The following is a 26,177-nucleotide window of genomic DNA, read 5'->3' on the forward strand; positions in this document are numbered from 1 at the left end:
GTCTGCTTTCTTTGTTTCTATATTATCAATCTATCTTTCCTGATCCCAGAGCTTTGTCTATGACTAAGAAAAATGAAAAAGGATCATCTTTTAGTTTGTCCTTATGGATGGATCTGACATAATTCTTGATGATAGAATAGCTCTCGAACTCATCACATAGTGTCGCTCTGCGTTTTTCTGTTAGTTTTTTCCCTTTTCTAAATAATGCTTTAGCATACTGCATATCGGGTGTCTTATATAAGTAGAAATCACCTGAAAATAAGTCCCATGCATCATAGATAGTGACATTTTTGCTTTGATAAAGCACATAGCACATACTGGGATAACCGTATTCCATAGGAGTTTCGTTGCCATAGTAATAATAGACTGGAACAGCGTGGCTAACCAATACCTCATCAGGTTCAGTATCAAACCATATATACATACTATCTATGTCTTTAGTGGCATGACTTCTGTTTTTACTGAATAAACCATCCAGATTATTTAACACAACTGTTTCATCATAAACACATACGGTATTATGCCCATTCCTGATATATCCACTATCGGTAGTTCCATCTTTCAACCAAACCTTTGCATGCCAGGAGTTCTTTATTATTTTCTCCTTTTGTGCAAATGAAACAATAGACATCATGATGGCGAGCATAAAAACGATCAACCTTGACTGTTTGAAATTAGCTATATTATAAGCACCTTCAATTACTTTTATTTTTTTCATCTATAATCCAAGTTAGTTATGAGTTCCTCAATCAGTGGTACATACCATATTCTGGTTTCCTGTTCAGTAGGCGTATGGGCACCTGGGAAATGAAACGAGTACTTATAGTGCTCGAGGAATAGCGGCTCAAAATGGGCTAAAGTGTCCTGCTCGCCGAACAGTCCCCAGATACGCTCTTGATTAAATGAATTGCAGCAGCTAAACTGATGAGCTTCCAACTCCGCAAATTCATTGATAAGTGTTTCATCAATAATGAAATCCTGATGGCCGTCTGCACGTGGCGATTTATACCTCTGGGCTCCGATTCTGGATTGCAGGAAGTCAGTCATCTTGAAATGAGGATTGCCAAGCAATGCGGGAATACCTATGATTGGCGCAATCATCTGGGCATAGAAGGAGCCACAACTGTTGCCAACGATAACGTCTGGCTGTTCACGATTGCAAAGATCGCGAATAAAAGCCAAAGCTTCTTTTGGATGCAGGGGCAAATCAGGTGTCAAGACAACTGCTTTACCATCAAAGGCTTCTTTTAACGCTTTTGCGGGTACACATTGGCCACTGGCATAAAAGCCGTGAAGGAAGAGTATTTTATGCATTGCTTATTCTTTAGGAAGCGGCATTGACTTACGGTAACCCATACCTGTAACGTGACAAATCAGTGTATTATCTTGATTTGTGACGCGTACTTCAACAGAAGGGATCTTGTGATGCTCACCCACGAAGATGGCTTCCGCGCAAAGATGGTCACCTTCTTTGGCACTTGTTACAAACATAATGTTGTTTGAAATGCCGAAGGTAAGCTCTCCATTTTGGTTCAACAACGCAGCGATAGCGAGGTCGGCTAAGGTAAAAAGAGCGCCTCCTTGGCACACATGACCACCATTAAGATGTCCGGATGTGACAATCATCTCTACTACGGCGTGATGCTTGTCTACTTCAACAATCTTACAGCCAGCATTAGCTGCAAAATGGTCGGTTTCATTCAGTATTTTTTTGATGTCCATTTTTATTTGAACACTACTTTGCTTCGACAACACTCTACATCGCCATCTTTGCAAATACGGATACAATATTCGTTCTCGCCTGTCTGTATACGATAGAACGAGAGCGTATCGCCCTGATGGGCCTCGGCTACGTAAGCTATTTCGAAACGTTTAATCTGATGCTCACGATACCAGTCAAGATTCCACAAGTCGAGTACATGTTCGATGTACTTAACCGAGTTGATGTGACCATTGATATCTACGTCGTTATATTTGGTTTCTACTGTACTAACCAACTGGGCGCTATCGTCCATTTTTACACGTCCGCCTTTATCAATGGGACATTCCTTGTCGGCAACAATCCAGTTGTTGATGGCACCGTTATCAATCGCGAAGATATCGGTTGGCTGACGTGTTTCGGTATCAATCATGGCCCAGATACTACGTCCATAGCCATACACCTTGCCATCCTCGCCTACTACACGGAAATTACGACTGGTAAAGAAGCGCATCGCGCTCTCAACCCATGTCTCTACATTAAACTTCGTGTACATCTGTGGCATCTCGTCCATCTCGATGGCCAGTCGTGAGAGTACCCACGAACGCTTGATGGTCATGAGATATTTCATGCCAAAACCACGTGCTGATGAGTGATAATCGGCAGCATTCAGCATGTGGTTGCCCATATGGCCCATAAATAATCGATGCGAAAAGTCGCAATGAAAGGGCTCTGCTAGAAATTCATATTTTCCTACTTTATCCATTCTCCTGTCTCGACTCTAAAAATTCACTAACCTGCTCTTGCATACCACGGGTTACAGCAATACGTCCGCTACGGGTGTACTGCAGCACGCAACCAAACGTATCGAGGGCACGAAACAACGAAATAATATCCTCGGTTACACCATGCATCTGTACAATGGTATAGGTAGGATTTACCTCAATCATGCTGGCCTGGAACCTGCGGATAGTACGCGATATCTCAGGATTTTCGAGTACCATTGGCGTTGATAGTTTGTAAAGTCCCGACTCACGGATAAACAACTGTTCGTCAGTAAAGAAGTTTGCTTTTACCACATCTATTTTCTTCTCAATCTGACGGGTAATCTTTACTATCTGATCTTCGTCGCTCCAAGCAGTGATGGTGTACTTGTGTACGCCAGGAATACTTGATGCCGATACATTCAAGCTCTCGATATTTACCTGGCGACGGGTGAACACAGCGGTAATCTGATTAAGGATACCTGCAACGTTCTCCGAGTAAACCAGCAATGTATATAATTTCTTCCTATTTTCCATTTTCACTATTCACTAATCACTATTCACTCTTAACTATATCTCAAGCTGCATTTTGTCAACGTCCATACCTGGAGGTGTCATTGGTAGAACATTATCTTCCTCCATAATGGCGCATTCCAACAGGAATGGTCCATCGGTAGTAAGCATCTTCTTTACAAGTCCGGGCAGATCCTTACGATCAACTGCAGCCGCATAGTTAATACCATAACCTTTGGCAATGAGCTCGTAGTTCGGGTTCATCATCTTGGTGAACGATTTACGACGCATCCAGAACATATCCTGCCACTGGCGCACGTTACCCAGGTAGTGATTGTTCATGACAATCATCTTTACAGGTTTTTGCTGTTCCATAATAGTGCCCAACTCCTGAATATTCATCTGGAATCCGCCATCGCCCATAAAGCAGCATACCGTACGGTTTGGGTTGGCAAAGGTGGCACCGATGGCTGCTGGCAAACCGTAGCCCATGGTACCTAAACCACCGCTTGTACACAAACTGCGCTTGTGGTGATACTTGAAGTAGCGGGTTGCAAACAGCTGGTTCTGACCAACATCCGTAACCAGAATAGTGTCGTCTGGCGACATCTCAGCTACCACGTTTACTACTTCGCCCATCTTTAGCGGGCCTTCGGTTGGGTGGATGGCTGGTTCGATGACCTTTTCGCGTTCTTTGGCATCAAGCTCTTTGAATGAATCGCGCCATTTCTGATGGTTATTCGCATTAATCAGTGTGGTGATAGCAGGTAATGATTCCTTACAATCAGCTACTACTGCCACGTCGGTCTTTACGTTCTTGTCTATCTCGCTACGATCGATATCCAAGTGAATAATCTTGGCCTGCTTGGCGTAGGTTTTCAGATTACCAGTTACACGATCGCTGAAACGCATACCGATAGCAATCAGCACATCGCACTCCTGCTCCTTCAGGTTCACGGCATAGTTGCCGTGCATACCCAGCATACCTACATTAAGTGGATGGTTTGAAGGCAGTGCCGAAAGACCTAACATGGTTCGACCAGCAGGGATATCTGCCTTTTCGAGGAATGCCTGCAGCTCTTTCTGAGCATTACCCAATTCCACACCCTGACCAACCAAAGCTAATGGCTTCTTGGCATTATTAATCAGTTCGGCAGCCTTACGTACAGCCTCGTTATCCAACTTTGGATAAGGCACATACGAACGGATGAAGTCGCATTTCATAGGCTCCCAGTCGATCTCCTCTACCTGTGCGTTCTTGGTAAAATCGAGTACCACAGGACCAGGACGACCCGTACGGGCAATATAGAAAGCACGACTTACAGCCCAGGCAACATCTTCGGCATGACGAATCTGGTAGCTCCACTTTGAGATAGGCTGCGATACGCCAACCAAATCTACCTCCTGGAAGAAGTCAGTACCCAGAGCGCCTGTTGGCACCTGTCCGGCAATCACCACAATAGGTGTCGAATCCATCATGGCATCAGCAATACCTGTCAATGTATTGGTTACGCCAGGACCACTGGTCACCAAAACTACACCTACTTCGCCACTAACGCGGGCATACCCCTCAGCAGCATGGGTAGCGCCCTGTTCGTGGCGCACCAATATGTGGTCGAAACATTTCTTTTCGCCTCGTGTATAATCAAAGAGCGCATCGTATGTTGGCATGATCGATCCACCGGGATAACCAAAGATGGTCTTCACACCCTCGGCCTTCAGTGCTCTCATCAGCGCTTTTGCTCCTGTAATTCTATCTCTCATAATTCATTGAACATTGATCATTGAACATTGACCTTTTAGTCGATTATTCTAACACCACCTTTATCGGCACTTGATACGCTCTGTGCGTACGCACGTAACGCCTTACTAACCACGCGTTTACGCTTTAGTGGCTGCTGTGGACGTGCTGCCAGCTCGTCGTCGCTCAGTTTTACGCAGATAGAACGACTGGGGATATCAATCACGATAATATCGCCATCCTTTACCTTGCCGATGTTACCTCCATTAGCAGCCTCTGGCGAGATGTGTCCGATGCTCAAACCTGATGTACCACCCGAGAAACGGCCATCAGTAATCAGTGCGCACTCCTTACCCAGATGCATGCTCTTAATATAGCTGGTAGGATACAACATTTCCTGCATGCCAGGACCGCCCTTTGGTCCCTCGTGGGTAATCACCACGCAGTCGCCACTCTTTACCTTTCCACCAAGAATTCCCTCGCATGCGTCTTCTTGTGAATCAAATACAACAGCAGGGCCTTCAAAGTGCCACAGACTCTCATCTACACCAGCGGTTTTTACTACGCAACCGTCCTGGGCAATGTTACCAAACAGCACTGCCAGTCCACCATCCTTGGTGTAAGCATGGGCTAAGTCACGAATACAACCGTTCTCGCGGTCGGTATCAAGTGTGCCCCACTCTTCGCTTTGCGATCCCATTTTGGTTGAGAAACGATTGCCTGGAGCCGTTTGATAGATGCGATTAGCCTCAGCATCTACAGCACCATCCACGATACTATATTTTTGCATGGCCTCGTTGAGTGTTAGTCCATCAACACGTGGGGCGCTGCCATCAATCAACCCACCTTTATTCAGTTCGTTCAAAATACCAAGGATACCACCAGCACGTCCGCACTCCTGTACCGAGTACTTCTGGGTGTTAGGAGCCAGTTTACACAAGCAAGGAACCTTACGGCTCAGTGCATCAATATCCTTCATCGTAAAGTCGGCACCAGCCTCCTGGGCTACAGCCAGCAAGTGCAGTACCGTATTGGTACTACCACCCATGGCAATATCCAGCGCCATTGCATTCATAAAGGCCTTGCGGGTAGCAATGTTACGTGGCAATACGCTTTCGTCGCCATCCTCGTAGTATGCGAATGCATTCTTTACAACCTGACGGGCAGCAGCCTTGAACAGCTCGATACGGTTGGTATGGGTAGCCAAGATGGTACCATTGCCAGGCAGTGAGAGACCGATAGCTTCGGTGAGTGAGTTCATCGAGTTGGCAGTAAACATACCTGAGCAGCTACCGCAACCAGGACATGCACACTGTTCTATCTCCTTCATCTCGTCGTCGGATACCGTTGGGTCGGCACCTTTAATCATGGCCGTAATCAGGTCGGCATTCTCGCCTCTCCATTTGCCAGCCTCCATAGGACCGCCACTACAAAACACCGTAGGGATATTCAGTCGCATCGATGCCATCAGCATACCTGGGGTTACCTTATCACAGTTCGAAATGCAAATCATAGCATCTGCTTTATGGGCATTTACCATGTACTCCACAGAGTCGGCAATGATGTCACGCGAAGGCAGACTGTATAACATACCATCATGTCCCATTGCAATACCATCATCGATGGCGATAGTATTGAATTCAGCAGCATAACAGCCCATTTTCTCTATTTCCTCACGTACAATCTGACCTATCTCGTGGAGATGTGTATGACCGGGTACAAATTGGGTAAACGAGTTGACGACGGCAATAATGGGTTTACCAAACTGCTCGTGTTTCATACCCGTGGCTACCCACAAGGCGCGGGCGCCAGCCATTCTTCTGCCTTCGGTGCATACAGCACTTCTCAACTGGTGTTTCATATTTCAATATTTGTTTAAATCCCAAAATTTAGCCGCAAAAGTACAAATAAACTATCAAATAGCCAACTATTTCGGAAAATTATTAGTAAATTTGCAGCAAAATAATGATTACTAATAACAAATTGAAATGAAACAACAACTATTATCATGGCTTTTAGCTGTTCCTTTAGCTGTAGGTGCTCAGCAGCGACAAGAGTTGACACTGACAGACAATTGGCAATTCTCGCACGACAAATTGTCGTGGCAGGATGTAAGCGTACCTCACGATTGGGCTATTGCTGGTCCGTTCGATAAGAAATGGGATCTGCAAACAGTAGCTATTGTACAGAACGGTGAGACCGAAGCTACAGAGAAAAGCGGTCGATCAGGTGCATTGCCTTGGATAGGAAAAGGATATTATAAACGCACTTTCACCATCCCCAAGGATTGTCCACATGCTGAACTGGTTTTCGATGGTGCGATGGCAGAACCGCATGTTTATATCAACGGTAAGGAGGCTGCATTCTGGGCTTATGGCTATAACACCTTCCGCGTTGACATTACCCCCTATATGAAAGCGGGCGATAACTTACTTGAGGTTGATTTGCAGAACCTCGAAGAGAGTAGTCGCTGGTATCCTGGAGCAGGCATCTACCGCCCCGTGAAACTTGTACTCACGGGTGAAGATTGGATTGACCCATGGAAGACTTTTATCCGTACACGTAGCCTGCGTTTTGGCGACGCCAAACTCGATATCACCGTAGGTACAGGAAGTCCCGCAGATACAGATTTCTTATTCGAGGTGGAGATTTATGACCGCGAAGGAAATATGGTTGCCAAAGGCATCAGTAACAAGGTGGGCAGCATGGGAACTGCAGATATGAGCATCACTGTGGAAAATGCAAAGCTATGGACACCTGAGACACCTTATTTATACACTGCGCGCATTAAATATCTTGAAAATGGTCAGGTATTAGATGCTACCACCCAGAAGTTCGGCATTCGTACCGTCAAGGTATCGAAGGATGGTGGTTTTCAGTTGAATGGTCAGACGCGCAAAATCAAGGGTGTGTGTCTGCATCACGATCTTGGGCCGCTTGGAGCAGCAGTAAACAAGGCGGCGCTCATCCGACAGATCAAGACGATGAAGGAGATGGGATGCGACGCCATCCGTACATCGCACAATATGCCCTCACAGATGCAGATGGACATTTGCGATTCGTTAGGCATGATGGTGATGGCAGAGAGTTTTGATATGTGGATCTATCCCAAGTGTAAGAACGGCTACGCACGTTTCTTCGAGGAATGGTGCTATCGTGATGTAGAGAATTTGGTACTTGCCAACCGTAATCACCCCAGCATCGTGATGTGGAGCATCGGAAACGAGATTCCAGAACAAGGAAGCGAGGATGGTGCGGAGATTTCGGAGTATTTACAGGATATCTGCCATAGCCTCGACCCTACACGTCCTGTAACACAGGGACTCGATCATGCTGAGAAATCAATAGAAAGTGGCGTGGCCAAGCTGATGGATATACCCGGTTTCAATTATCGTGTACATAAATATAAGAACAGCATCCAGCAATTGCCTCAAGGTTTCTTACTTGGTTCCGAAACAGCTTCGACAGTCAGCAGTCGCGGTATCTACAAGTTCCCCGTAGAACCCGACGATAATGCACGTTACGCCTCATGGGCACCAGGTTACGATCCCAAAGCAATCGAGAAGGCCGATGGACAATGCTCGAGCTACGATCTGGAGTATTGCCCATGGAGCAATCTGCCTGATGACGATTGGGCCATGCAGGACGATTATCCCTGGGTGATTGGTGAGTTCGTCTGGACAGGATATGACTATCTGGGTGAGCCTTCACCCTACGATGAGTACTGGCCCGCTCGTAGTAGCTATTTCGGTATCTGCGACCTCGCAGGACTGCCTAAGGACCGCTACTATCTGTACCGTTCACACTGGAACCAGAAACAGCATACCATCCATTTGTTGCCCCATTGGAGCTTCGGGCGCGAACGTATCGGACAAATAACGCCCGTGTATTGCTACACTGACTATCCTACAGCAGAACTCTTTGTGAATGGCAAGAGTCAAGGTAAGATCACGAAGGATCCAACATCACGCTTGGATCGTTACCGTCTCCGTTGGAATCATGTCAGATATCAGCCAGGCTCATTGAAGGTTGTGGTCTATGATGCTGATGGCAAACGTGTTGGCGAGAAGACTATCCGTACGGCAAATAAGCCTGCCGTACTGAAACTTGATGTCTGGACTCAGCACAATCAAGCAACCAGCAACGAGGGCTTCCAACTCAATGCCGATGGTGAGGATATGGCATTCGTTACCGTATCACTGACTGATAGTCGAGGTACATTAGTTCCTCAGGCTGACGACCAACTCACTTTCCAGGTTACGGGTGCGGGAACTTTTGAGGCAGTCTGCAATGGTGATGCCACCAGTCTGGAATCGTTTAAGCAGCCCACAATGAAGCTCTTCAACGGTCAGTTGGTTGTCGTTGTACGTGCTGCCAAACAGTCTGGTACAGTTACCTTGAAGGTGATGGATAAGAAACGGGGAATCAGTAAGTCGATACAGCTAAAAGTAGGCTGATTGTACTCTCTGCAAAAACAATGATTAGCATTAGAATTTCAGCTGTCCGATTCACGCGGACAGCTGTTTTCATATCTGCCGTGTTCAACTCTCTATCGTTATCACCAATATAAGGCTTGTCGAATACTTCGCCAAAATACTTATGCGGTCCGCCGAAACGGCAATTCAGTATACTGGCCAATGCAGCCTCTGGGTAGCCGCTATTAGGTGATGCATGATTTCGCCCGTTACGCATCACAAAACTAAGGTGCTTGGGTCTGCCAAGAACCATCAACACCGCTGTTAAACGAGCCGGGATATAGTTAGCTACATCATCGATATGGGCAGCCCAACAGCCAAACAGCAGATAGCGTTCGGTGCGATAGCCAATCATCGAGTCGAGTGTGTTCACCATCTTATAGGCCAACATACCTGGTGTACCCAGTAGCGCAAGCCAGAACAACGGAGCAATCACACCATCACTCAGGTTCTCGGCCAGTGTTTCGAGTGCAGCTTTTCGTACCTCTTGGGCTGTGAGTTCGGATGTGTCGCGCCCCACAATTCGTGCCACCTGCGCCCTACCCTCATCCAACGAACGCTCGAGCGCTACAAATACTTGTCGCACCTCACGTATCAGCGTAGTGCCTGCCAGACAGTAAAATACAATAATAGCATCGAATATCATTGACCATTCTTGGACGAGCGGCTTGCGTATAGCCCAAGTGACACCAAACACCATTGCTATCAATCCTACTGCCAACAGTGCACCTTTTAGTTTGCGGTGGGCACTATGGTTAAGATGCTTCTCGCCAAAGGCAATTATCCGTCCGAACCATACAATGGGATGTGGCAACTTCTCTGGGTCGCCAAATACCAAATCGGCCAGCCAACCTAAAATCAGTGATACAGGGTTTATGAACACGATGCTATAATTTATTTGTTTCTGTTTGCAAAAGTACAAAAATAATTAGTATCTTTGCCCTCAAAATCGAAAATTATGCAGATAAATATAGATAGAACGCATTGGTACGACCGCATCTGGGCGGCGCTGATATTTTTTACGCGATTGCCGTTTTGGCGATTGCACCAGCCACCTAAGGAATGTTACGCTACGGTGGTTGAACACTGGCCGTTGGCAGGATGGATCACCGGTGGAGCAATGGCTGCCACGCTGTATTTCGGCAGTTGGTATCTGCCGTATATGGTGGCTGTGCTGCTGGCGATAGTGGTTCGACTGCTCGTAACGGGTGCTCTGCACGAGGATGGATTGGCTGACTTTCTGGATGGTTTCGGAGGTGGCGGCAGCAGTCGAGAGCGCATACTCGCCATCATGAAAGATTCACATATCGGCACCTATGGCGTGATAGGACTGATTTGTTACGAACTGTTATTGGCTGCTTCGCTACTTTCGATGACACCACAGTTGGCTGCACTCACCATCCTGGCTGCCGACCCATACTCAAAAATGGTCACATCGCAACTCATCACGATGATGCCCTACGCACGGCGCGAGGAAGATGCAAAGAACAAAACCGTCTATCGCAAAATCAGTTGGCCGGCAGGAGTTGGGTTAGCTGTTCAAGGATTGCTACCTATGGCCGCTTATATCTGGTACACGGGCATACGCTGGGACCTGATAATCTTTATCCCTGCCCTCGTGATGTATTTCCTATATCTGCTTATCTGGCGAAAGATTCACGGCTATACCGGCGACTGTTGCGGAGCCGTTTGCCTGCTGGTTGAGTTGAGTGTTTATTTGGTAGTTTGTACGCAATGAAAAGGATTATTCTGATAACAGGCGGTCAGCGCTCGGGTAAGAGCACCAAGGCCGAAGAATTAGCACTGCAACTGAGTACGAATCCCGTTTACTTGGCTACAGCCCACATTTGGGACGATGAGTTTCGTGAACGAGTACGTAAGCATCAGGAGCGTCGCGGTCCTGAGTGGACCAATATCGAGGAAGAACTCCAACTCTCGAAGCACAACCTCGAAGGTCGTGTGGTAGTGATTGATTGCATAACCCTTTGGCTCACAAATTGGCTACAAGCCAGCAACAATCCCCTTGATAAAGCCAAAGCCGAATTTGATAAATTCACTGTGCCCGATGCCACTTATATCTTTGTAACCAACGAGATTGGAAGTGGCGGCACATCTACCAATGCCCTGCAACGTAAGTTTACCGACCTGCAGGGATGGATGAACCAGTATATTGCCCAAAAGGCCGATGAAGTGATCCTCATGGTCTCGGGCATCCCCGTCAAAATCAAATAGACATGAAAACATTCGATATACACCCCACAGACAAGACCATCGTCCCAGCGATACAGGCAAAGATTGACAATCTGAACAAACCCAAGGGCTCGTTAGGTAGATTGGAAGAAATAGCCCGGCAAATCTGTTTGGTCCAACATACGTTAGAACCATCACTCGCCCACCCTTGTCATTTGCTCTTTGGTGGCGATCACGGCATTGAGCGCGAGGGCGTTAGTGTATCGCCTCGCTGTGTCACCTGGCAGCAGATGATAAACTTCACTCATGGCGGCGGTGGCGTAAATATGTTGTGTCGTCAGCACGGATTTAAACTCCGCATCGTAGATGTAGGCGTAGATTATGATTTTACGAGTATCGATGGTATTATCGACCGCAAGATAGCTTGTGGTACACGTAATTTTCTCTATGAGTCGGCGATGACCGAAGTAGAGTTCAATCTCGCCATCCAGATAGGTTGCGACCTGGTAGACGATTGCATCACCGAGGGCTGTCGTGTACTGAGTATCGGCGAGATGGGTATTGCAAACACCTCGCCCTCCAGCATTTGGATGCACCTGTTTTCTGGTATACCCTTAGCTGATTGTATCGGTGCTGGTGCAGGTCTCGATACCCCAGGCATCCGTCATAAATATGAGATACTCTCAAAGGCAGTCACAAACTATCAAGAGAACATCCGCCAATCATCACCCATCACACACATCCGTTATTTCGGAGGATTCGAGATGGTAGCAGCCGTCGGTGCCATGCTAAAAGCCGCCGAAAAGCATCTGGTGATACTCATCGACGGCTTTATTATGACGGCCTGTGCACTGGCTGCTGTTCAGCTATATCCTGCCGCACAGGACTATATGATCTTTACACATTGTGGTGATGAGAGCGGACACAAACGCATGCTCGATGCGATGGGTGCAAAAGCCTTGCTACATCTGGGTTTACGATTAGGCGAAGGCACTGGCGCACTCTGTGCATTCCCGATTGTTGATTCGGCTGTTCGTATGATGAACGAGATGAACAACTTCGACAACGCCCACATCACCAAGTATTTTTAACGGAGCATCTCCTGCACGGCGCGCTCCAGCTGACGGTCGCGACCGTTGATGTAATCCTCTGGTGTGTTATATACCTCTACATCAGGATACAGTGTTGTGTTCTCGCCGAACACACCACGCATATCGCGGCAGCCCACCTGAGGAATACCGAAAATCATACCGTTCTGCAGGGTCTCCCACCATACGGCAGTCATGGTACCGGCTACAGGTGCACCAATCAGCTTTCCAATCTTCAGCTCCTTATATACCCATGGGAAACCATGCCCGTTACTGTAGTCATCCTCGCAAATCAATACGCACGATGGCTTCAACCACTTGTTGTATGGGTCGGAACCTACATACTTGCCATGAGGCACAAACTCCTGATACTTCTTGCCGCTCAGCAGCGTGCACAAATCATCGTGCAGCCAGCCACCACCGTTATGGCGCTCGTCAACTACAGCAGCCACACGATTGCGGTTCTTGTCGCTCAGCAGCTCACGGTAAACAGTGCGGAAGCTTGGGCTGTCCATCGCCTTTACATGCACGTAAGCCAGCTTACCATCCGACAGGCTGTCGGTCATCTCGCGCTGACGGTCAACCCAGCGCTTATACAGTAATTCGGTCTGTGCGCTGCGGCTGATGGCCTTGATAGTCACATCGTTACGTTTTCCTGTAGCAGGGTTCAGAATGGTCAGTCGTACAGGTTTACCAGCCTTACCATCCAACAAGGGGAAGTAGTCGTCGTTAGCCTTGATAGTCACGCCATCGATAGCCTCAATCACGCATCCTGCTACCACACCAGTCTTCTTCTGTGCCAATGGTGAGCGCTTGATAACCTCTTCGATGCGCAATCCATCCCCCTGATAGTTCTGGTCGATAAATACGCCCAATGTAGCAGTACTGAGTGTAGCCCCATTAGGATAGTACCTTGAACCAGTGTGCGATGCATTCAACTCGCCCAACATCTCGCTCAGCATATCCCTGAAGTCGTATTCATTATTAATATAAGGCAGGAATCGGCGGTAGTTGTCACGATAGCCTTCCCAATCCACCTGATGCAGGTTCTCTACATAGAACTTATCCTTTACCTGGCGCCAGATGTGGTCGAACAGATATTCACGCTCCTCGTAGGGACGATAGTTGAATACGGTCTCGAAATCAATATTCTTGGTTGATTTCTTACCCAGTTCCAGTTTTTTGATGCCGCCTCTCGAAGCCAGGAACAAGTTGTTGTATTTCTTGTCGGCATACATTCTGCCGCTACCAACACGCTTCATCAGCAGTTCAGTCTTGTCGTCACGCAAGTAGTGTACCCACAAGTCCATACCCCCTTCGAATGCAGCCTGATAGTAGAGGGTGTCGCCCTTCAGTACGGCATCACCCATACGAGCTGAATTATCCGTTACGCGCACAATGCGATCGCGGCAGTTCTCCAGGTCGAATGCCAGCAGTTTCTCGGCTTTGGGCTTCTCAGCGGTCTGCTTCTTCTTGCTGTCCTTCTTCTTGGTGTCCTTATCGTCCTTCTTTTCTTCTTTCTTGGCCTCCTTCTCAGCCTCTTCCAGTATCTCCTTGTCCTCCTTACTCATGGTAAAGCGGTCGTAAGCATCAACGTCGAAGAACATCACATAATAGTCTGACTCAGCACCCCAGCTGCCATGACTACGATAGCCAGCGCGATCACTTTCAAACAACATGGCCTTACCACCAAGCACCCAACGGGCAGAACTCTCGTTGTAGCCACTCTCGGTCAGGTTGTGTACTTCGCCATTACCACTGGCGTTTACCAGAGCGATGTCGCTGCTGTTCCATCCACCAGTACCGATATAGCTGGCCAACAGCCACTTGCTGTCGGGACTCCACTCAAACCAGAGGTCGCCATCACGGTACGAGAAGTTGTACTTACCATCAAGCACAGTGCGCTCCAGTCCGGTCTTCAGGTTAATCACACACAGCTCAGAACGGTTCTTGAAGTAAGCCACCTCTTTTCCGTCGGGACTGTACTGAGGTTGCAGCGATGTCTCGTTGCTGTTGGTCAGTCGCTCTTCCTGCAAGGCGGTAGCATAGGTAAAGAGTTTCTCGTTCTTGTTCTTCAGCTTGGTTTGATATATCTGCCATACGCCACCACGCTCAGCACAGTACACCAAGCTGCGTCCATTTGGCGCAAAGCTCACGCTGCGCTCCTGCTGTGGGGTGTTTGTTATCTGCTTGGTGGTCTTGTATTCTACCGAAGTTACAAAGATGTCGCCACGTAGGATGAAGGCCACCTCCTTGGCATCAGGCGATAGACTGATTTCAGTCACACCGCTTGAACGCAACTGGCGGATCAGGTCCTTGTCCTGTCGGTCGGCAGTAATATTCACCTTCACCTTCTGTGGTTCAGCACCTTCCCTCAGTGTGTAAATCTCGCCGTTTTGGCTGTAGCAGAGCGTTCCCTCGTTGCTCACTGTGAGAAAGCGTACGGGATTCATTGTGTGGTGCGAGAGCTGCTTTTTGCCTGTACCGTCGATATTCCGGCGATATACGTTGAATGTGCCGTCTTCCTCGCTGGTGTAATAATACGAGTTGTCGTCAGCCCAACGTGGTGTACGATCCTCGCCTTTAAAGTTGGTCAAACGGGTATAGTGTCCATCCTGCATCATCCAGATGTCGCGACAGATAGGACTCTGATGGTGCTTGCGGAAAGGATCCTCGTAGCCCTTATAGTCGTGATACAGTATACGACCATCCTTGGCAAAGCTGATATCCTCCATGGGTAGTGTTGAGAACATGCGTGGACGACCGCCTTTGATGCTCACCTCGTACACCTGATTACTGCCTGGAAAGAGAATGGACTGTGCCGATGGCATCCACGAAGCCGAGAACAGCACGTGTTCGTTATCACGCCAAACCATAGGCGTCTCGTTGGTGCTGTTGGTTGTCAGGCGAACAGGCTCGCTGCCTTGAGCTGCCATCACATATACATCCATGCTGCCTTCGCGACTTGAAGCGAACGCCAGTTTGCTGCCGTCAGGACTCCATACCGGATAAGCATCGTAGGCTGCATTGGTGGTAAGCTGTCGAGCTTGTCCTCCTGTAGCAGCTACTGTATAAATGTCGCCTTTATACGAAAAGGCGATGGTCTTGCCATCAGGCGAGATGGCAGTGTACCGCATCCATAGTGGTCCCTCTTCGGCATGAGCACTCAGCCCCGCCATCAGGAGCCCGGCAGTCAGAAACAATTTACTAGTTTTCATCACGTTATTTTAAAGTTTATCTGTTGTGTTTGTAATCAAATCAAAATCGGGTGCAAAGTTAAGAATTTATGCGAATAATGCAAAAAAATACGCTAAATTTTCGCATTATTCGCTACTTTTTGTTACTTTTACAGCCCAAATACATGCAATATGAAACGATTACTCACTTTTGTCTATGCCATTTTTCTGGCATCTTCGCAATTAAATGCACAAACCACCACCACCGAAGTGCTCTTCGAGACCACCAAGGGTAACATCCGTATCGCTTTATACGACGAAACACCACAGCACCGCGACAACTTCCTGAAACTCACAAAAATGGGCTCGTATGATTCACTGCTGTTCCATCGCGTGATAAAGGATTTTATGATCCAGACGGGCGATATCTTCAGTAAGAAAGCCAAACCTGGACAGTTGTTAGGTTCAGGTGATTACGACTATACCACCGAGGCAGAGTTCCGCCTGCCTAAAATATTTCATCGTCGTGGTGTTGTAGCCGCTGCGCGTGAGGGCGACAAGAAGAATCCAGAGCGCCGTTCAGGTGCCAGTCAATTCTACATTGTATGGGGCAAGGTGTACGACGATCGCCGATTGGCCAGGATTCAGGAGAAGCTCGATTCGGCCACCAATGGCGAGGTGAAGCTGACGCCCGAGATGATTGAGGCCTACAAGACTGTTGGTGGTACACCCCATTTGGATGGCCAATACACCGTTTTTGGAGAGATTGTTGAAGGCATGGATGTGGTTGAGGCTATTCAAGGCGTGGCAGTAGATAAGAACGATCGCCCCTTGGAGGATATCCGCATCCTGAAGGCCACCGTTACCAAGGACCTCCCTGCCCCACCTGCTCCAAAAGCTACTCCCAAGCGTAAAGTAGCACCTAAAAAAAGAAGATAAAACAAAAAATATATGGAAAGTCAGAGTGCCATTGATTTGGCTGAATACATGAATGGCAGCATTCGCAACATTATGGCTACAGCCTATAAGAATGTGCTGAGCAATCCCCGTGAAGCGAAGTTTGCCTTCAAGATGCAGCGACTGTTTGAGAAATCGGAAAAACGCCGTAAGAAGATGGCAGAGAGCGAAGGTCTGGATGTGCCTCCCTTCTTGATCAGCAGTATCTCAACCACCTGCAATCTGCACTGCAAGGGCTGCTATGCCCGTTCAAACGGAATAGCCGAGGATATATCAGAATATCATCTTCCTGTCGTTCCCAGGCGATGAGAAGGCTTTAGGTGGTTGTCTGGCCTCTGGTCGTGGCTTCTTCCATATCGGTCCTGATGGTTCGGCCGAGCCCTGTCCGTTCTCACCATTCAGCGATAGCAATGTGGTGGAACTTGGTGTGCGCCAGGCACTTAAATCGCCATTGTTCAAGAAAATCCGCGCTGCTCGTGCCTTAGGTTGGGAGCACACCGGCGGCTGCACCCTTTTTGAGCACCGCGATGAAATAGAGCAGATGATGAACACAAAAAAATGATATAAGTTTTCAGCATTGCAATGCTTATTCTCTTCTTATATTATAAGGATATGACAATTTCCAGGGCGAATCCTCCAGTTTAAACTTCTTGGCGCCTTCCTGAGTCTTTGGTGTGCGCACCAGAGGAATGTCAGAAATATCCATCAGATAAAGATAGTAACTGAACATATCTTTGATGCATCCTTTTACTGACACGCGGGCTGAGAGGTATTCTGAACTGATGGGGTCATTGCCACGGATGGCAGTCAACTCTTTATTACATGCTATCAGTTTGGTGATGGCCGTTTTACATTGCGCTAAGACTGTCGTTGGCGACTTCTGTTTCCAGCGGTCTATCATCTTACGGTTGTATTGGGCTACTATCTCGGCCTCGCGCTTACGACCTTCCACAAACCAGTCGGGCGTCTTCTTCTTTGGGTTCTCTGCTGCTACACGTGCACGCAGCTCGTCTTCTATGGGCTGCACACGCTTGCACTCGTCAGAGCCAAACCACTCCTTAATCATCTGCTTTACCACAGGCGAATAGATGTTATAGTAGAAACGAGGTGCACCACCCTGTTTCTCCAGTAACCAGCATCCTCTGTCGTGATCAGCTGCATCACTGTATAAAACATTGTCATTATACTTGTTGTACAGCGGTGTGCAGATAGTCTTCAGTTTCTCCAGCACCTTCAGATATTGAGCATTCTTCTTGTCTATATGGATGGTGTCGAAGGGCAGTCCTTTACGTGCCTTTTTGGCTATTTCCATTCTTAGCTTACTAATTCTGTCTGCTTCTGCTTTCAGTTCTGGTTCTGGCTCGTAGTTATCGAGTGCCTCGCCACGTGCCCCAAGCTCAACGGCGTATCGAGCCATCTTCTCTCGTGTGTCCACCTCTGATGCGGCAGGCAAAACGGGCAGATTCTCTAATGCCTCTTCGTAAGTCTTGTAAGAGTATTTATCTACCAACGCTTTTCTCTCCTCTTTGCTGATGTCGTACTCTGCATGCAGTCCATCCGGTTCTCTGGCTGTATAGTCCCAGAACATGTGTCCGCCCAGATTCTGGGCATAGTTGCGGTCTTCAGGCTCTACGTAGAGTATCTTTGCAGTGGCCTTTGGGGTAGTTTTCGCGGTGGTCTTTTGGCTCTTAGCTTTTGCCTGGCTTTTTGCTTTTACTTTGGTTTGAGCCTGCATGGTGGTTGTTCCTGTTAGCAGTATGGCTACAAGAGATAGATAGATAAATGGTTTCATCATAATAATAAAAAGATTACTTATTTAATTTTTGGCTGCAAAGATAAATAATGTTTTGAAAATAAAATCATCGATGAAACCTATCGGACATATTTTATCACTTATAGAACATTGTCATTCAAAGAAAATCCCAAAGCAATTTGATTATGCTTTGGGATTTATGATTTATTTGTAATAAATTGGTTAATAAACAAATTATTATTCCTATCTTTGCAGTGTTTTTGATGAATATGAATATGCAAACTACAGTAAAACTACTCTTGGCAGCGCTGTTGCTGCAACTCATGCCATACCATATGATGGCGCAACAGAAGCCGTGGCAACACGGACGATTAGAGGTGTCAACTAATCAGCGTTTCCTGCAACACGCCGATGGTACCCCCTTCTTCCTGATGGGCGAAACGGCCTGGCTCATGCCCGAACGATTGAATCGTGAGGAGATGGTGTATTATCTGGATAAGGCACGCGATGCGGGTTATAATATGGCACAGGTACAGGTGCTTAATGATGTGCCCTCGACGAATGTTTACGGACAACCTTCGCACGACCAACAAGGTAACCTGATAACTACGGCAGATTATGGCTACTGGAACCACATGGACTACATGATCAAACAGGCTGAACAGCGCGGCATCTACATTGGTATGGTGTGCATCTGGGGCGGCGTGGTAAAGGCCGGCAAACTTACGGTTGAGCAGGCTAAGACCTACGGCAGTTTCCTGGCCAACCGCTATAAGGATAGTCCCAACATCATCTGGATTATCGGTGGCGACATTCAAGGAGATGTAAAGGCCGATGTTTGGGAAACACTCGCCACCACCATCAAGGCTATCGATCATAATCACCTCATGACGTATCATCCACGTGGTCGCTATACATCGGCCAAATGGTGGAGTAAGGCTTCGTGGATTGATTTCCACACCTTCCAGAGTGGGCATCGCAGATACGGTCAGCGCATGAACGACACCACCTACCCTATCCCCGACAATACCGAAGAGGATAACTGGATGTACGTTGATTCAACCTGGACTCATAATCCCATCAAACCAGTCATCGACGATGAGCCTATATACGAGGCCATCCCCAAAGGTCTGCACTATCCCGACGAAGGCTTGTGGCAGGCCAGCGATGTGCGCCGTTATGCCTATTGGAGCGTGTTTGCAGGCAGTTGCGGCCACACTTATGGTCATAATGCCATCATGCAGTTTTACAAGCCAGGCTATCCCCCAGCCTATTTTAATAAAAAGGTGTGGACCGAAGCACTCAATGATCCTGGATTCAACCAGATGAAACATCTTAAACGTCTGATACTCGCCTTTCCGTATTTCGAGCGTGTGCCCGATCAGAGTATCATCCTTGATAACGGCACCAGATACAATCGTTTAATGGGCACCCGTGGCAACGATTATCTATTGGTTTACAACTACACGAGCCGCGACATGAAGATTGATCTTCGCAAGATATCTGGCGACAAGAAGAAGGTTTGGTGGATGGATGCCAGTACAGGTAAGCTTACTTATATAGGTCTATACGACAACCAGATACTAAAATACCGTCCCCAGAAGTCTGGAAACGGTATAGAAGATGGTGTACTCATAGCCACCGATGCCCGACTATCATTCACGCTCGACAATAGATTCGAACCAGGCGGTTACAGTACTACGGCTGTGCCGCTGGCTGCTACCATCAGCATCGAACCACTGTCACCGATGGTCTCATAGTCCAGGTCGATGCCTACGATAGCATTGGCGATTATTATGCTGTTAATCTGTGTAGTTATGATCCACTACGACAACCACTTGCTGATCGGGAACTAACGGCTGAAGTTCTGCGGTAAGCTGACTGATAAAGGCTGCCTCGTCGTGAACGGAGATATCAGGCACAACATCTACAGACAGATACTTCCTTTTCTCTGAATAGTAGAAGCCGTGCACCTGAACGATATCCTTGTGGGCTGCAAGGGTCTGCGTCACCGTTGCTTGCAATTCAGCCCGCTTGTTATCACCCGTAGCGATGGCATATACGCCAACGGTCATGATAATACCATGCTTCTCATACATCTGTGTAGAAATCCGTCGTGTCAGTCCGTGAATCTCGTGGGCTGTCATCGTATCATAGACGTTGATGTGCAACGAACCAATCTTTACGTCAGGACCGTAGTTGTGTAGTATCAGGTCGAATACACCATGTACGCCCTCGAAATCTGATACCTCCTTCTGAATCTGCTTGGCAAAGTCAGCCGAAATGCTTGTACCCAAGAGTTCGTTGACAGGCGAAGCTAACATCTCGATACCAGCCTTGATGATAACGACGGAAATCAGTGCACCCAGAATGCCATCGAGCGACACACCCCACAGCAACATGACGCCTGCCGAAATAAGCGTTGCCAGCGTGATGACAGCATCGAACAGCGCATCGGAGCCAGAGGCAATCAGCGCGTCGCTCTTCAGTTGCTCGCCCTTCTTCTTGACGTACTGGCCAAGGACGAGCTTTACTTCGATGGCCACCACGATGACCACCAGTGTGGTGGTAGTGTACGAAGGCTCCGTGGGGTCGAAGATTTTCTTGACCGACTCGATGAGCGAGGTGATACCTGCCGACAATACAATGACAGCAATGATGATGGCGCTGAAATACTCGATACGCCCGAAACCGAAGGGATGTTTACGGTCGGGGGCCCTTTGCGAGAGTTTGGTACCTACGATGGTGATGACACTCGACAGCGCGTCGCTCAGATTGTTGACGGCATCCATCACGATGGCAACACTGCTGGCCAGAATGCCTACTGCGGCCTTGAAGCCTGCCAACAATACATTAGCGGCGATGCCTATCCAACTGGTTCGGATGATTTCTTGACTGCGATCCATTTTTCTTCTTCTAAATTCCGACTGCGAATATACGTAAAAAATCCCAAAGCACAATGATTCGGCCTTGGGAATTAGGAAAATTTGGATATTCAACTGTTACTTTATTGATTACGTCTGAATCAACCTCACCCTGCGCCTGTTGCCTGATGGTCGGACGGCGAAGTGCAGCCAGATGGCGCCGCTGGCATTTCGCTCTATCAGCAGCTCGTCGAAATCCTCCTGGCTCTCGTCTGCGATGTCGAGCAAGATAGTGGCGTAGCGGATGAGCTGACAGATATCCTTCACCTTGATATCAGCCGCACACCCTGTGAGGTGATTGCTGGTGGCGACGCCACCCACGGCTCTGTTCACCTCGGGCGACCGGTAGCCACTGTTGATGATGATGGGGTCGTTACCTCCGCCATAGCGGCTGTTCCACTCGCTGCGCAGCATCTCCAACCAGCCACAGAGGCGCTTCAGGTTCTCAATATGTACGTGCGAAGGGATGTTTCCATCTGCGGTCTTCACACTCGTCTTACACATCTCTCCCAACACGAAATGTTGGGAGAGTTTTGCTTTACTATTCAATTGTACTTTCTGTTCCATTTTTACTTTTTTACCTTTTTACTTTTTTACCTTTTTACTTTTTTACCTTTTTACTTTTTTGCCTTTCCCTTGTATTTTTCGCTCTTAATAAAACTGTGCTCTGTGCTCTGTGCGCAGTATCCACGCATACGCCAGGTCCTAACCATGTGCGAAGTTTCTTTGTGACCTGCAGTCAGCCCCTGTTGCAATCGTACGCGCTTAGCATCTTCTAATGTAAACTCATCGGGCAACAGCTCCAGCAGATTTCGAGGCCCACGGGTGCCAGTGCGCTCGCCTTCTCGGGCAGCCTTCTCAATGTCGTCGCCAAAGAACTGCATCTTACACCACAGATCGTACTGCAGACTCCATCGGATAAACTCCTCCATCGTCTTCTCCCACTGGCAGCCATTAGCCACGTACAGCACGCAAGCCTTTAACCAGGCTATCACAATGGCGCGATGCGACAGATTCCAGTAGGTTTCATCCTGCGACAACCGGGCAACTTCAGCGCACTCCTCCTGCAACTTTTTGGCCAGCCTGAATGCCTGCGGACAATCCACTACGCCATGGGCCGATGTCAGGTTGTTGATATACGTCTTCAACTCTTCGTCAAACGCCTCGTCGTATTTGCCGTAGATGGGCTGCTCGGCACCGATCTCCATCTCGGGGATGGTACAGAAGTTGATACGACTGATAGGCCCATCGGTAAGCACCCTGCTAAAGAACCGCCTACCCTTCTGCACGGTGGTACAGGCGTTCCAGTTAAACCTGCACTTAGGTCGGGCGGTTACGCTCTGCGTGCCGATACGCGTTTGTCCGAACTCGGCACCAGGGTCGAAAGCCAGGCACATCAGCTGGAAATGCTGCTTGCCCGTCTGACCTTTCAACTGCTCAAACAGATCAATCTCGTTCAGCTTCACGTACACAAAGTGGCCCTCGGCTTCGTCCATACGGGTAACGAGTGCAGGCTTGGTCATATCGGGATCAATCTCTTGTATCACCAGTCCTTCGGGGCGCACCTGCTTGTCTTTGTTGGCACCTTTCTTTTGGCAATCCTTTTTCCACTCAGCCTCACGGCGGGTGTTCTCGACATCACGCGCTTTGATATCGGCCATAATATGGCGGATGGGTTCATCAATACAACCCTTTCCTGCGCCCGTATGTGCCATCAAGCAGTTCATCAGCGTGGCCTCATGCTTCACGTAATCGGTGTACTCGAATTCCACCTCTTTCAAGTGTGTACCCAGCGAGGGGAACACCGCATGCGCCACAGCAGCTTTGTATTGGTTGGGGGTGTTCTTGGTCAGGAGTTTAATCAGTTTAGGCAACTTCGCCGGCATCTCCGGTGGAATCGAAGCAGCACGATCCATCACTTCCGCTTCTTTATCATTCGCTATTCTCCTGCTCTTCGTAAAAATGGCCTCTTCGTCCTTGTTCAGTTTGCGCTCCGGGTCGTAATACCTGTCGTAGAAATCGTTCAGGCATTTCTGGATGTTATCGTCAGCCCAGTGTTCAGGCATCAGTTCGGCCAGCGCCCCGTTGGCCTCCTCCTTGCTCAACAACTGGTTGGTGCCGCTCAGGAAAATCTTTACTGCATTATGACGGCCACCGATGTCCGTAAAGTCCGATTTATCCAGATTCTTAGCTTTCAGCACAGCCTCCATCACGAATCTCGCCCGCTCATCGATTGCCGTGACACAACCAACAGCAGAATCACTCCTGTTAGTCCTGTAGTCCGTTGCTAAAACTTCCAACCACGGCTTATAGTGCTTCCGCGCTTTCTTGGCACCGGGCGGCACTTGTTCCAAGCCCTTGCGCTCACGCTCTTTTAACCGGGCATATTCCGCCTCGCACTCCTCAGCCGTCATGGGCTCTCCAAACAGCTCGTCGTCAAGATAAAGTAAATCTTTTTCATCGCCACTTGTCGAGAACACCACCCTTTGCAGATCCTTCACATTGGTATCCATCTCAATCTGCAGAATGGTAGCAATGCGTACCTGATTCTCTAAGATGGTGGTGCCCGGCTGGCGCTTACAAACCAGATGGTAGCCCCCACTCGCGCTCTTCTCCAGCATCATTAGGCCTATCTCATCTTTTTTGGCCAGTATCTGCTGCGCCATTACCGCACTCTGGGCAGCATCGTAGCAATCCACATCGTGGAAAAAGTAGCTGCCGATGCTCTTGCAACCAGCCAGAGCCGAACGCTGCAGCACACCAATGTTGTACGCAAACTGCACCAACTGGGCTTTGGCCTTCTCGTCGCCTTGGCGGGCTTTAGCCAGATTATCCAGATTCTCCTTGGCGTTTCTCAGCGCCAGGAACTCTTCGCGATTCTTTACCAGATAGGCAAACTTCTTACCCTTGTTTTCTATGCGGTAAATCATTTACTCCATCCCTTCTTTACAAGGTGGCTGATAATCTGACAAATACCTTTTCGCAGGATGGTGGGCAGCTGGGTGCGCAGCGCATTAGGCACCACAAAAGTTACACGGTCGAAGCCGTCACCGCCAAACGACAAACTGGCATAACACCCTCGGAATTCAGGCTTGCGGCGCAGCCGTTTGGTCCGTATAAACTCAAACGACCCGTTGCTCAACAGCTGTCCTAAGCCACGACCACGGAATGCATCCATTTGTCCTACACTCGGATTATCGGGCAGAAACTGCACATAATCCATTTCTAACTCACTCTTTGTTACAGCCATCATGCCGTTAACGGTCACTGTCTTGTTTAGTTTGTTGATTCTTTTCATCTTTCTACATTTTTACGATTTCGTTTGCAACTATGTCCATAAACACCTGCCCGTTGTACTCGCGGGTCTGGAATCGCAGATCGGCAACAACCAGTTCGTTCTCAGCAAACTCGATGGTAGCCAGGTTGCCCAGTGCCGTCACCACATAACTGTTAGCATACTTACCGCCAAGTTCCTGCAGCACCAAGGTTCGCTTGTTCAGCACGCCGTTCTCACTTTTCTCACTCTGCACGGTAGTCATTGCTCCGCACTTCTTTACTCTTAAAATCATTGCGTTCATAATTACTTTTGTTTTTTAAAATTATTGCTTTTTACTTTTTTACCTTTTTACTTTTTTACATTTTTACCTTTTTACATTTCCCAATAAATGCTTCCGAATTTGGATTGGAATTCCTTCCTTACCTCTTCGATGCTTTTTCGTGTAATCCGATAGCCTCGATCATACGCTCGCTGCTCTTCGGCCCTCACATCCGCCAGATACAGCAGATATTCTTTTCGTTTAATCCCAGCCATGACCGTTTTCTATCAGGTTTACAATAAAGTCACGTCCTTTCTCCGTCCAAACCAGATAGGTTTCGTATTTCAGCTTGCCTTTCAGCGAGTAACTCACGTTCAGGCGGTCGGCCGTAAGTCCTAAACCTTCGTATTTGGGTAGCAGTCGGTACTGTCCGCATCGCCACCGTTGAATCTTCATGTCAACCAGGAACGAGTTCAGGTCGTGCGCTGTCATGTTGTAGATGGCTGCAATCTCTGTCACGGTCAGGCAGCCGTCACTCTCTTCGTTCGCCGCATCCAGCTGCTCGCCAACTATCTCTTCCGACTCGTGCAGCACCTCCTGCTTCGTTGTCAGCAATCGCATTGGCGGGTGTAGTGCCAAGCGTTCCATTTCTAACTGTTCCCATCGTAACACCAGCTTAGCACGATCTTCGTCGCGAAACTTGGTTGCAATGTACAGCGTTTCGGTTTTGGTGAGTTCATAACAGGGGAATTCACGAACGCCACCGTTAGGTTGTATCACTTTTCGGAATGACTGGGAAAATTTTCCCAATGATACCCTTTCCCACGCAGGCTCCATCTTTCTGATGGCTTTCAGTATGTCGTTGTGGGGTTTTCCGCAAATCTCAGCAATCTCGAGCGACGTCATATGCGCCGGTTGTTGGTTATACTGAGCATGCATGCGGTTTGATAAACTTGAAGTTGAAATTGTTATTGTATTCATAATCTTTAAAATTTTAAATTGTTATTGATTGAATATGTGTAGATAATAATTGAAAAGTATACCACCATAATAATCGAAAAGTATACCATCCAATCAGAGTTCTACGTTATATAATAGTTGCTCGCATGAGTGCTGTTTAACGTACAGAGAGTTTAAAGATGATTGAGATGGATCAGAAAGAACAAATCCTTCATTACCATCGTGTTGATGGTTTGAGTTTACGGGAGATTTCCCGTAGAGTAGGTCTTAACAGAAAGACCGTAACACGTTACGTCCGTGAGTATGAGGCCTCTATCAGGGAGGATCCTGAGGAGGGGTTGGACATCTGTCTTGCCAGTAAGCCCAAGTATCCAGCACGCAATGTCGAGTGTCCCCGCATG

General features: G+C 48.0%; 25 protein-coding genes and 1 pseudogene. 9 read left to right on the forward strand and 17 right to left on the reverse strand.

From position 1 onward, the window contains the following. Positions 1-25: 25 nt before the first annotated feature. Genes T491_RS0109840 through ilvD form a run of 7 tightly spaced genes read right to left on the reverse strand, consistent with a single transcriptional unit; the run spans position 26 to position 6,578 of the window. Positions 26-718 carry a hypothetical protein gene (locus T491_RS0109840; RefSeq protein WP_028903742.1) on the reverse strand — a complete coding sequence of 231 codons (693 nt, stop codon included), beginning with the start codon at positions 716-718 and terminating at the stop codon, positions 26-28. Then, on the reverse strand, positions 715-1,314 hold the full coding sequence (locus tag T491_RS0109845; RefSeq protein WP_028903743.1) for a YqiA/YcfP family alpha/beta fold hydrolase: 600 nt from the start codon (positions 1,312-1,314) through the stop codon (positions 715-717). Before T491_RS0109845 ends, T491_RS0109840 begins: the two co-directional genes overlap by 4 nt. 3 nt (positions 1,315-1,317) lie before the next feature. After that, the gene (locus T491_RS0109850) at positions 1,318-1,722 is read right to left on the reverse strand and encodes a PaaI family thioesterase (RefSeq protein WP_028903744.1); all 405 of its coding nucleotides are present in this window, start codon (positions 1,720-1,722) and stop codon (positions 1,318-1,320) included. Between the two features lie 2 nt (positions 1,723-1,724). Further along, a complete protein-coding gene (locus T491_RS0109855; RefSeq protein ID WP_028903745.1) occupies positions 1,725-2,465 on the reverse strand; it encodes an acyl-[acyl-carrier-protein] thioesterase in 741 nt (246 codons plus the stop codon). After that, a complete protein-coding gene (ilvN, locus tag T491_RS0109860) occupies positions 2,458-3,000 on the reverse strand; it encodes an acetolactate synthase small subunit (protein ID WP_028903746.1) in 543 nt (180 codons plus the stop codon). Before ilvN ends, T491_RS0109855 begins: the two co-directional genes overlap by 8 nt. Positions 3,001-3,033: 33 nt before the next feature. Then, entirely contained in the window at positions 3,034-4,740 is a 1,707-nt protein-coding gene (gene ilvB / locus T491_RS0109865; RefSeq protein WP_369699757.1) for a biosynthetic-type acetolactate synthase large subunit, read from the reverse strand. A gap of 35 nt (positions 4,741-4,775) precedes the next feature. Beyond that, positions 4,776-6,578, reverse strand: a complete 1,803-nt coding sequence (gene ilvD, locus T491_RS0109870; protein WP_028903748.1) for a dihydroxy-acid dehydratase — start codon at positions 6,576-6,578, stop codon at positions 4,776-4,778. Between the two features lie 127 nt (positions 6,579-6,705). Between ilvD and T491_RS0109875 the strand changes: the two genes are divergently transcribed. After that, positions 6,706-9,174, forward strand: a complete 2,469-nt coding sequence (locus T491_RS0109875) for a glycoside hydrolase family 2 TIM barrel-domain containing protein (protein WP_028903749.1) — start codon at positions 6,706-6,708, stop codon at positions 9,172-9,174. Here T491_RS0109875 and cbiB read toward each other — a convergent pair. Beyond that, positions 9,143-10,078 (reverse strand): adenosylcobinamide-phosphate synthase CbiB, encoded by a 936-nt coding sequence (gene cbiB / locus T491_RS0109880; protein ID WP_028903750.1) that lies wholly within the window; start codon positions 10,076-10,078, stop codon positions 9,143-9,145. The genes T491_RS0109875 and cbiB overlap by 32 nt on opposite strands. A gap of 72 nt (positions 10,079-10,150) precedes the next feature. Between cbiB and T491_RS0109885 the strand changes: the two genes are divergently transcribed. Genes T491_RS0109885 through cobT form a run of 3 tightly spaced genes read left to right on the forward strand, consistent with a single transcriptional unit; the run spans position 10,151 to position 12,473 of the window. Then, on the forward strand, positions 10,151-10,930 hold the full coding sequence (locus T491_RS0109885) for an adenosylcobinamide-GDP ribazoletransferase (RefSeq protein ID WP_028903751.1): 780 nt from the start codon (positions 10,151-10,153) through the stop codon (positions 10,928-10,930). Beyond that, positions 10,927-11,424 (forward strand): bifunctional adenosylcobinamide kinase/adenosylcobinamide-phosphate guanylyltransferase, encoded by a 498-nt coding sequence (gene cobU / locus T491_RS0109890; protein ID WP_028903752.1) that lies wholly within the window; start codon positions 10,927-10,929, stop codon positions 11,422-11,424. The genes T491_RS0109885 and cobU overlap by 4 nt, the downstream gene beginning before the upstream one ends. Positions 11,425-11,426: 2 nt before the next feature. Next, a complete protein-coding gene (cobT, locus tag T491_RS0109895; protein ID WP_028903753.1) occupies positions 11,427-12,473 on the forward strand; it encodes a nicotinate-nucleotide--dimethylbenzimidazole phosphoribosyltransferase in 1,047 nt (348 codons plus the stop codon). On the opposite strand, the gene T491_RS0109900 is transcribed toward cobT, so the two are convergent. Then, complete coding sequence (locus tag T491_RS0109900) at positions 12,470-15,688, reverse strand: S41 family peptidase (RefSeq protein ID WP_033148095.1); 3,219 nt, start codon at positions 15,686-15,688, stop codon at positions 12,470-12,472. The genes cobT and T491_RS0109900 overlap by 4 nt on opposite strands. Before the next feature lie 150 nt (positions 15,689-15,838). On the opposite strand from T491_RS0109900, the gene T491_RS0109905 reads away from it, so the two are divergent. The 3 genes from T491_RS0109905 (at position 15,839) to T491_RS17915 (ending at position 17,165) form a co-directional block, all read left to right on the forward strand. Continuing rightward, positions 15,839-16,585 carry a peptidylprolyl isomerase gene (locus tag T491_RS0109905; protein WP_028903755.1) on the forward strand — a complete coding sequence of 249 codons (747 nt, stop codon included), beginning with the start codon at positions 15,839-15,841 and terminating at the stop codon, positions 16,583-16,585. 12 nt (positions 16,586-16,597) lie between these two features. Then, on the forward strand, positions 16,598-16,912 hold the full coding sequence (locus tag T491_RS17910; protein WP_028903756.1) for a hypothetical protein: 315 nt from the start codon (positions 16,598-16,600) through the stop codon (positions 16,910-16,912). Positions 16,913-17,015: 103 nt separating this feature from the next. Next, positions 17,016-17,165 (forward strand): hypothetical protein, encoded by a 150-nt coding sequence (locus tag T491_RS17915; protein WP_197018847.1) that lies wholly within the window; start codon positions 17,016-17,018, stop codon positions 17,163-17,165. A gap of 24 nt (positions 17,166-17,189) precedes the next feature. Here the strand turns inward: T491_RS17915 and T491_RS0109920 are convergent, their stop codons facing one another. Continuing rightward, entirely contained in the window at positions 17,190-18,398 is a 1,209-nt protein-coding gene (locus T491_RS0109920; RefSeq protein ID WP_028903757.1) for a hypothetical protein, read from the reverse strand. A 227-nt stretch (positions 18,399-18,625) separates the two neighbouring features. Between T491_RS0109920 and T491_RS16235 the strand changes: the two genes are divergently transcribed. Then, the gene (locus tag T491_RS16235; RefSeq protein WP_081773337.1) at positions 18,626-20,116 is read left to right on the forward strand and encodes a glycoside hydrolase family 140 protein; all 1,491 of its coding nucleotides are present in this window, start codon (positions 18,626-18,628) and stop codon (positions 20,114-20,116) included. Here the strand turns inward: T491_RS16235 and T491_RS18260 are convergent. The 7 genes and pseudogenes from T491_RS18260 to T491_RS17105 all read right to left on the reverse strand — a co-directional run. Then, a pseudogene (locus T491_RS18260) lies at positions 20,092-20,178 on the reverse strand (hypothetical protein); the annotation flags it as partial. The gene T491_RS16235 and the pseudogene T491_RS18260 sit on opposite strands and share 25 nt — an antisense overlap. Then, a complete protein-coding gene (locus T491_RS0109930; RefSeq protein ID WP_028903758.1) occupies positions 20,159-21,262 on the reverse strand; it encodes a cation diffusion facilitator family transporter in 1,104 nt (367 codons plus the stop codon). The gene T491_RS0109930 and the pseudogene T491_RS18260, both read right to left, overlap by 20 nt. Positions 21,263-21,370: 108 nt before the next feature. Then, a complete protein-coding gene (locus T491_RS17095; protein ID WP_081773334.1) occupies positions 21,371-21,847 on the reverse strand; it encodes a D-Ala-D-Ala carboxypeptidase family metallohydrolase in 477 nt (158 codons plus the stop codon). A gap of 50 nt (positions 21,848-21,897) precedes the next feature. After that, entirely contained in the window at positions 21,898-24,210 is a 2,313-nt protein-coding gene (locus tag T491_RS17100) for a hypothetical protein (protein WP_051523099.1), read from the reverse strand. After that, positions 24,207-24,578, reverse strand: coding sequence for a hypothetical protein (locus T491_RS0109945; protein WP_028903759.1), 372 nt, complete (start codon positions 24,576-24,578; stop codon positions 24,207-24,209). Before T491_RS0109945 ends, T491_RS17100 begins: the two co-directional genes overlap by 4 nt. Before the next feature lie 4 nt (positions 24,579-24,582). Next, on the reverse strand, positions 24,583-24,849 hold the full coding sequence (locus tag T491_RS0109950) for a DUF3127 domain-containing protein (protein WP_231480229.1): 267 nt from the start codon (positions 24,847-24,849) through the stop codon (positions 24,583-24,585). A 228-nt stretch (positions 24,850-25,077) separates the two neighbouring features. Then, positions 25,078-25,797, reverse strand: a complete 720-nt coding sequence (locus T491_RS17105) for a Rha family transcriptional regulator (protein WP_231480230.1) — start codon at positions 25,795-25,797, stop codon at positions 25,078-25,080. 167 nt (positions 25,798-25,964) lie between these two features. On the opposite strand from T491_RS17105, the gene T491_RS17445 reads away from it, so the two are divergent. Beyond that, positions 25,965-26,177, forward strand: a 213-nt coding sequence (locus tag T491_RS17445; RefSeq protein WP_197018848.1) for a helix-turn-helix domain-containing protein, incomplete at its 3' end; no start/stop codon positions are given.

The sequence above is a fragment of the Prevotella sp. P6B4 genome (assembly GCF_000619985.1).
Classification (GTDB): domain Bacteria; phylum Bacteroidota; class Bacteroidia; order Bacteroidales; family Bacteroidaceae; genus Prevotella.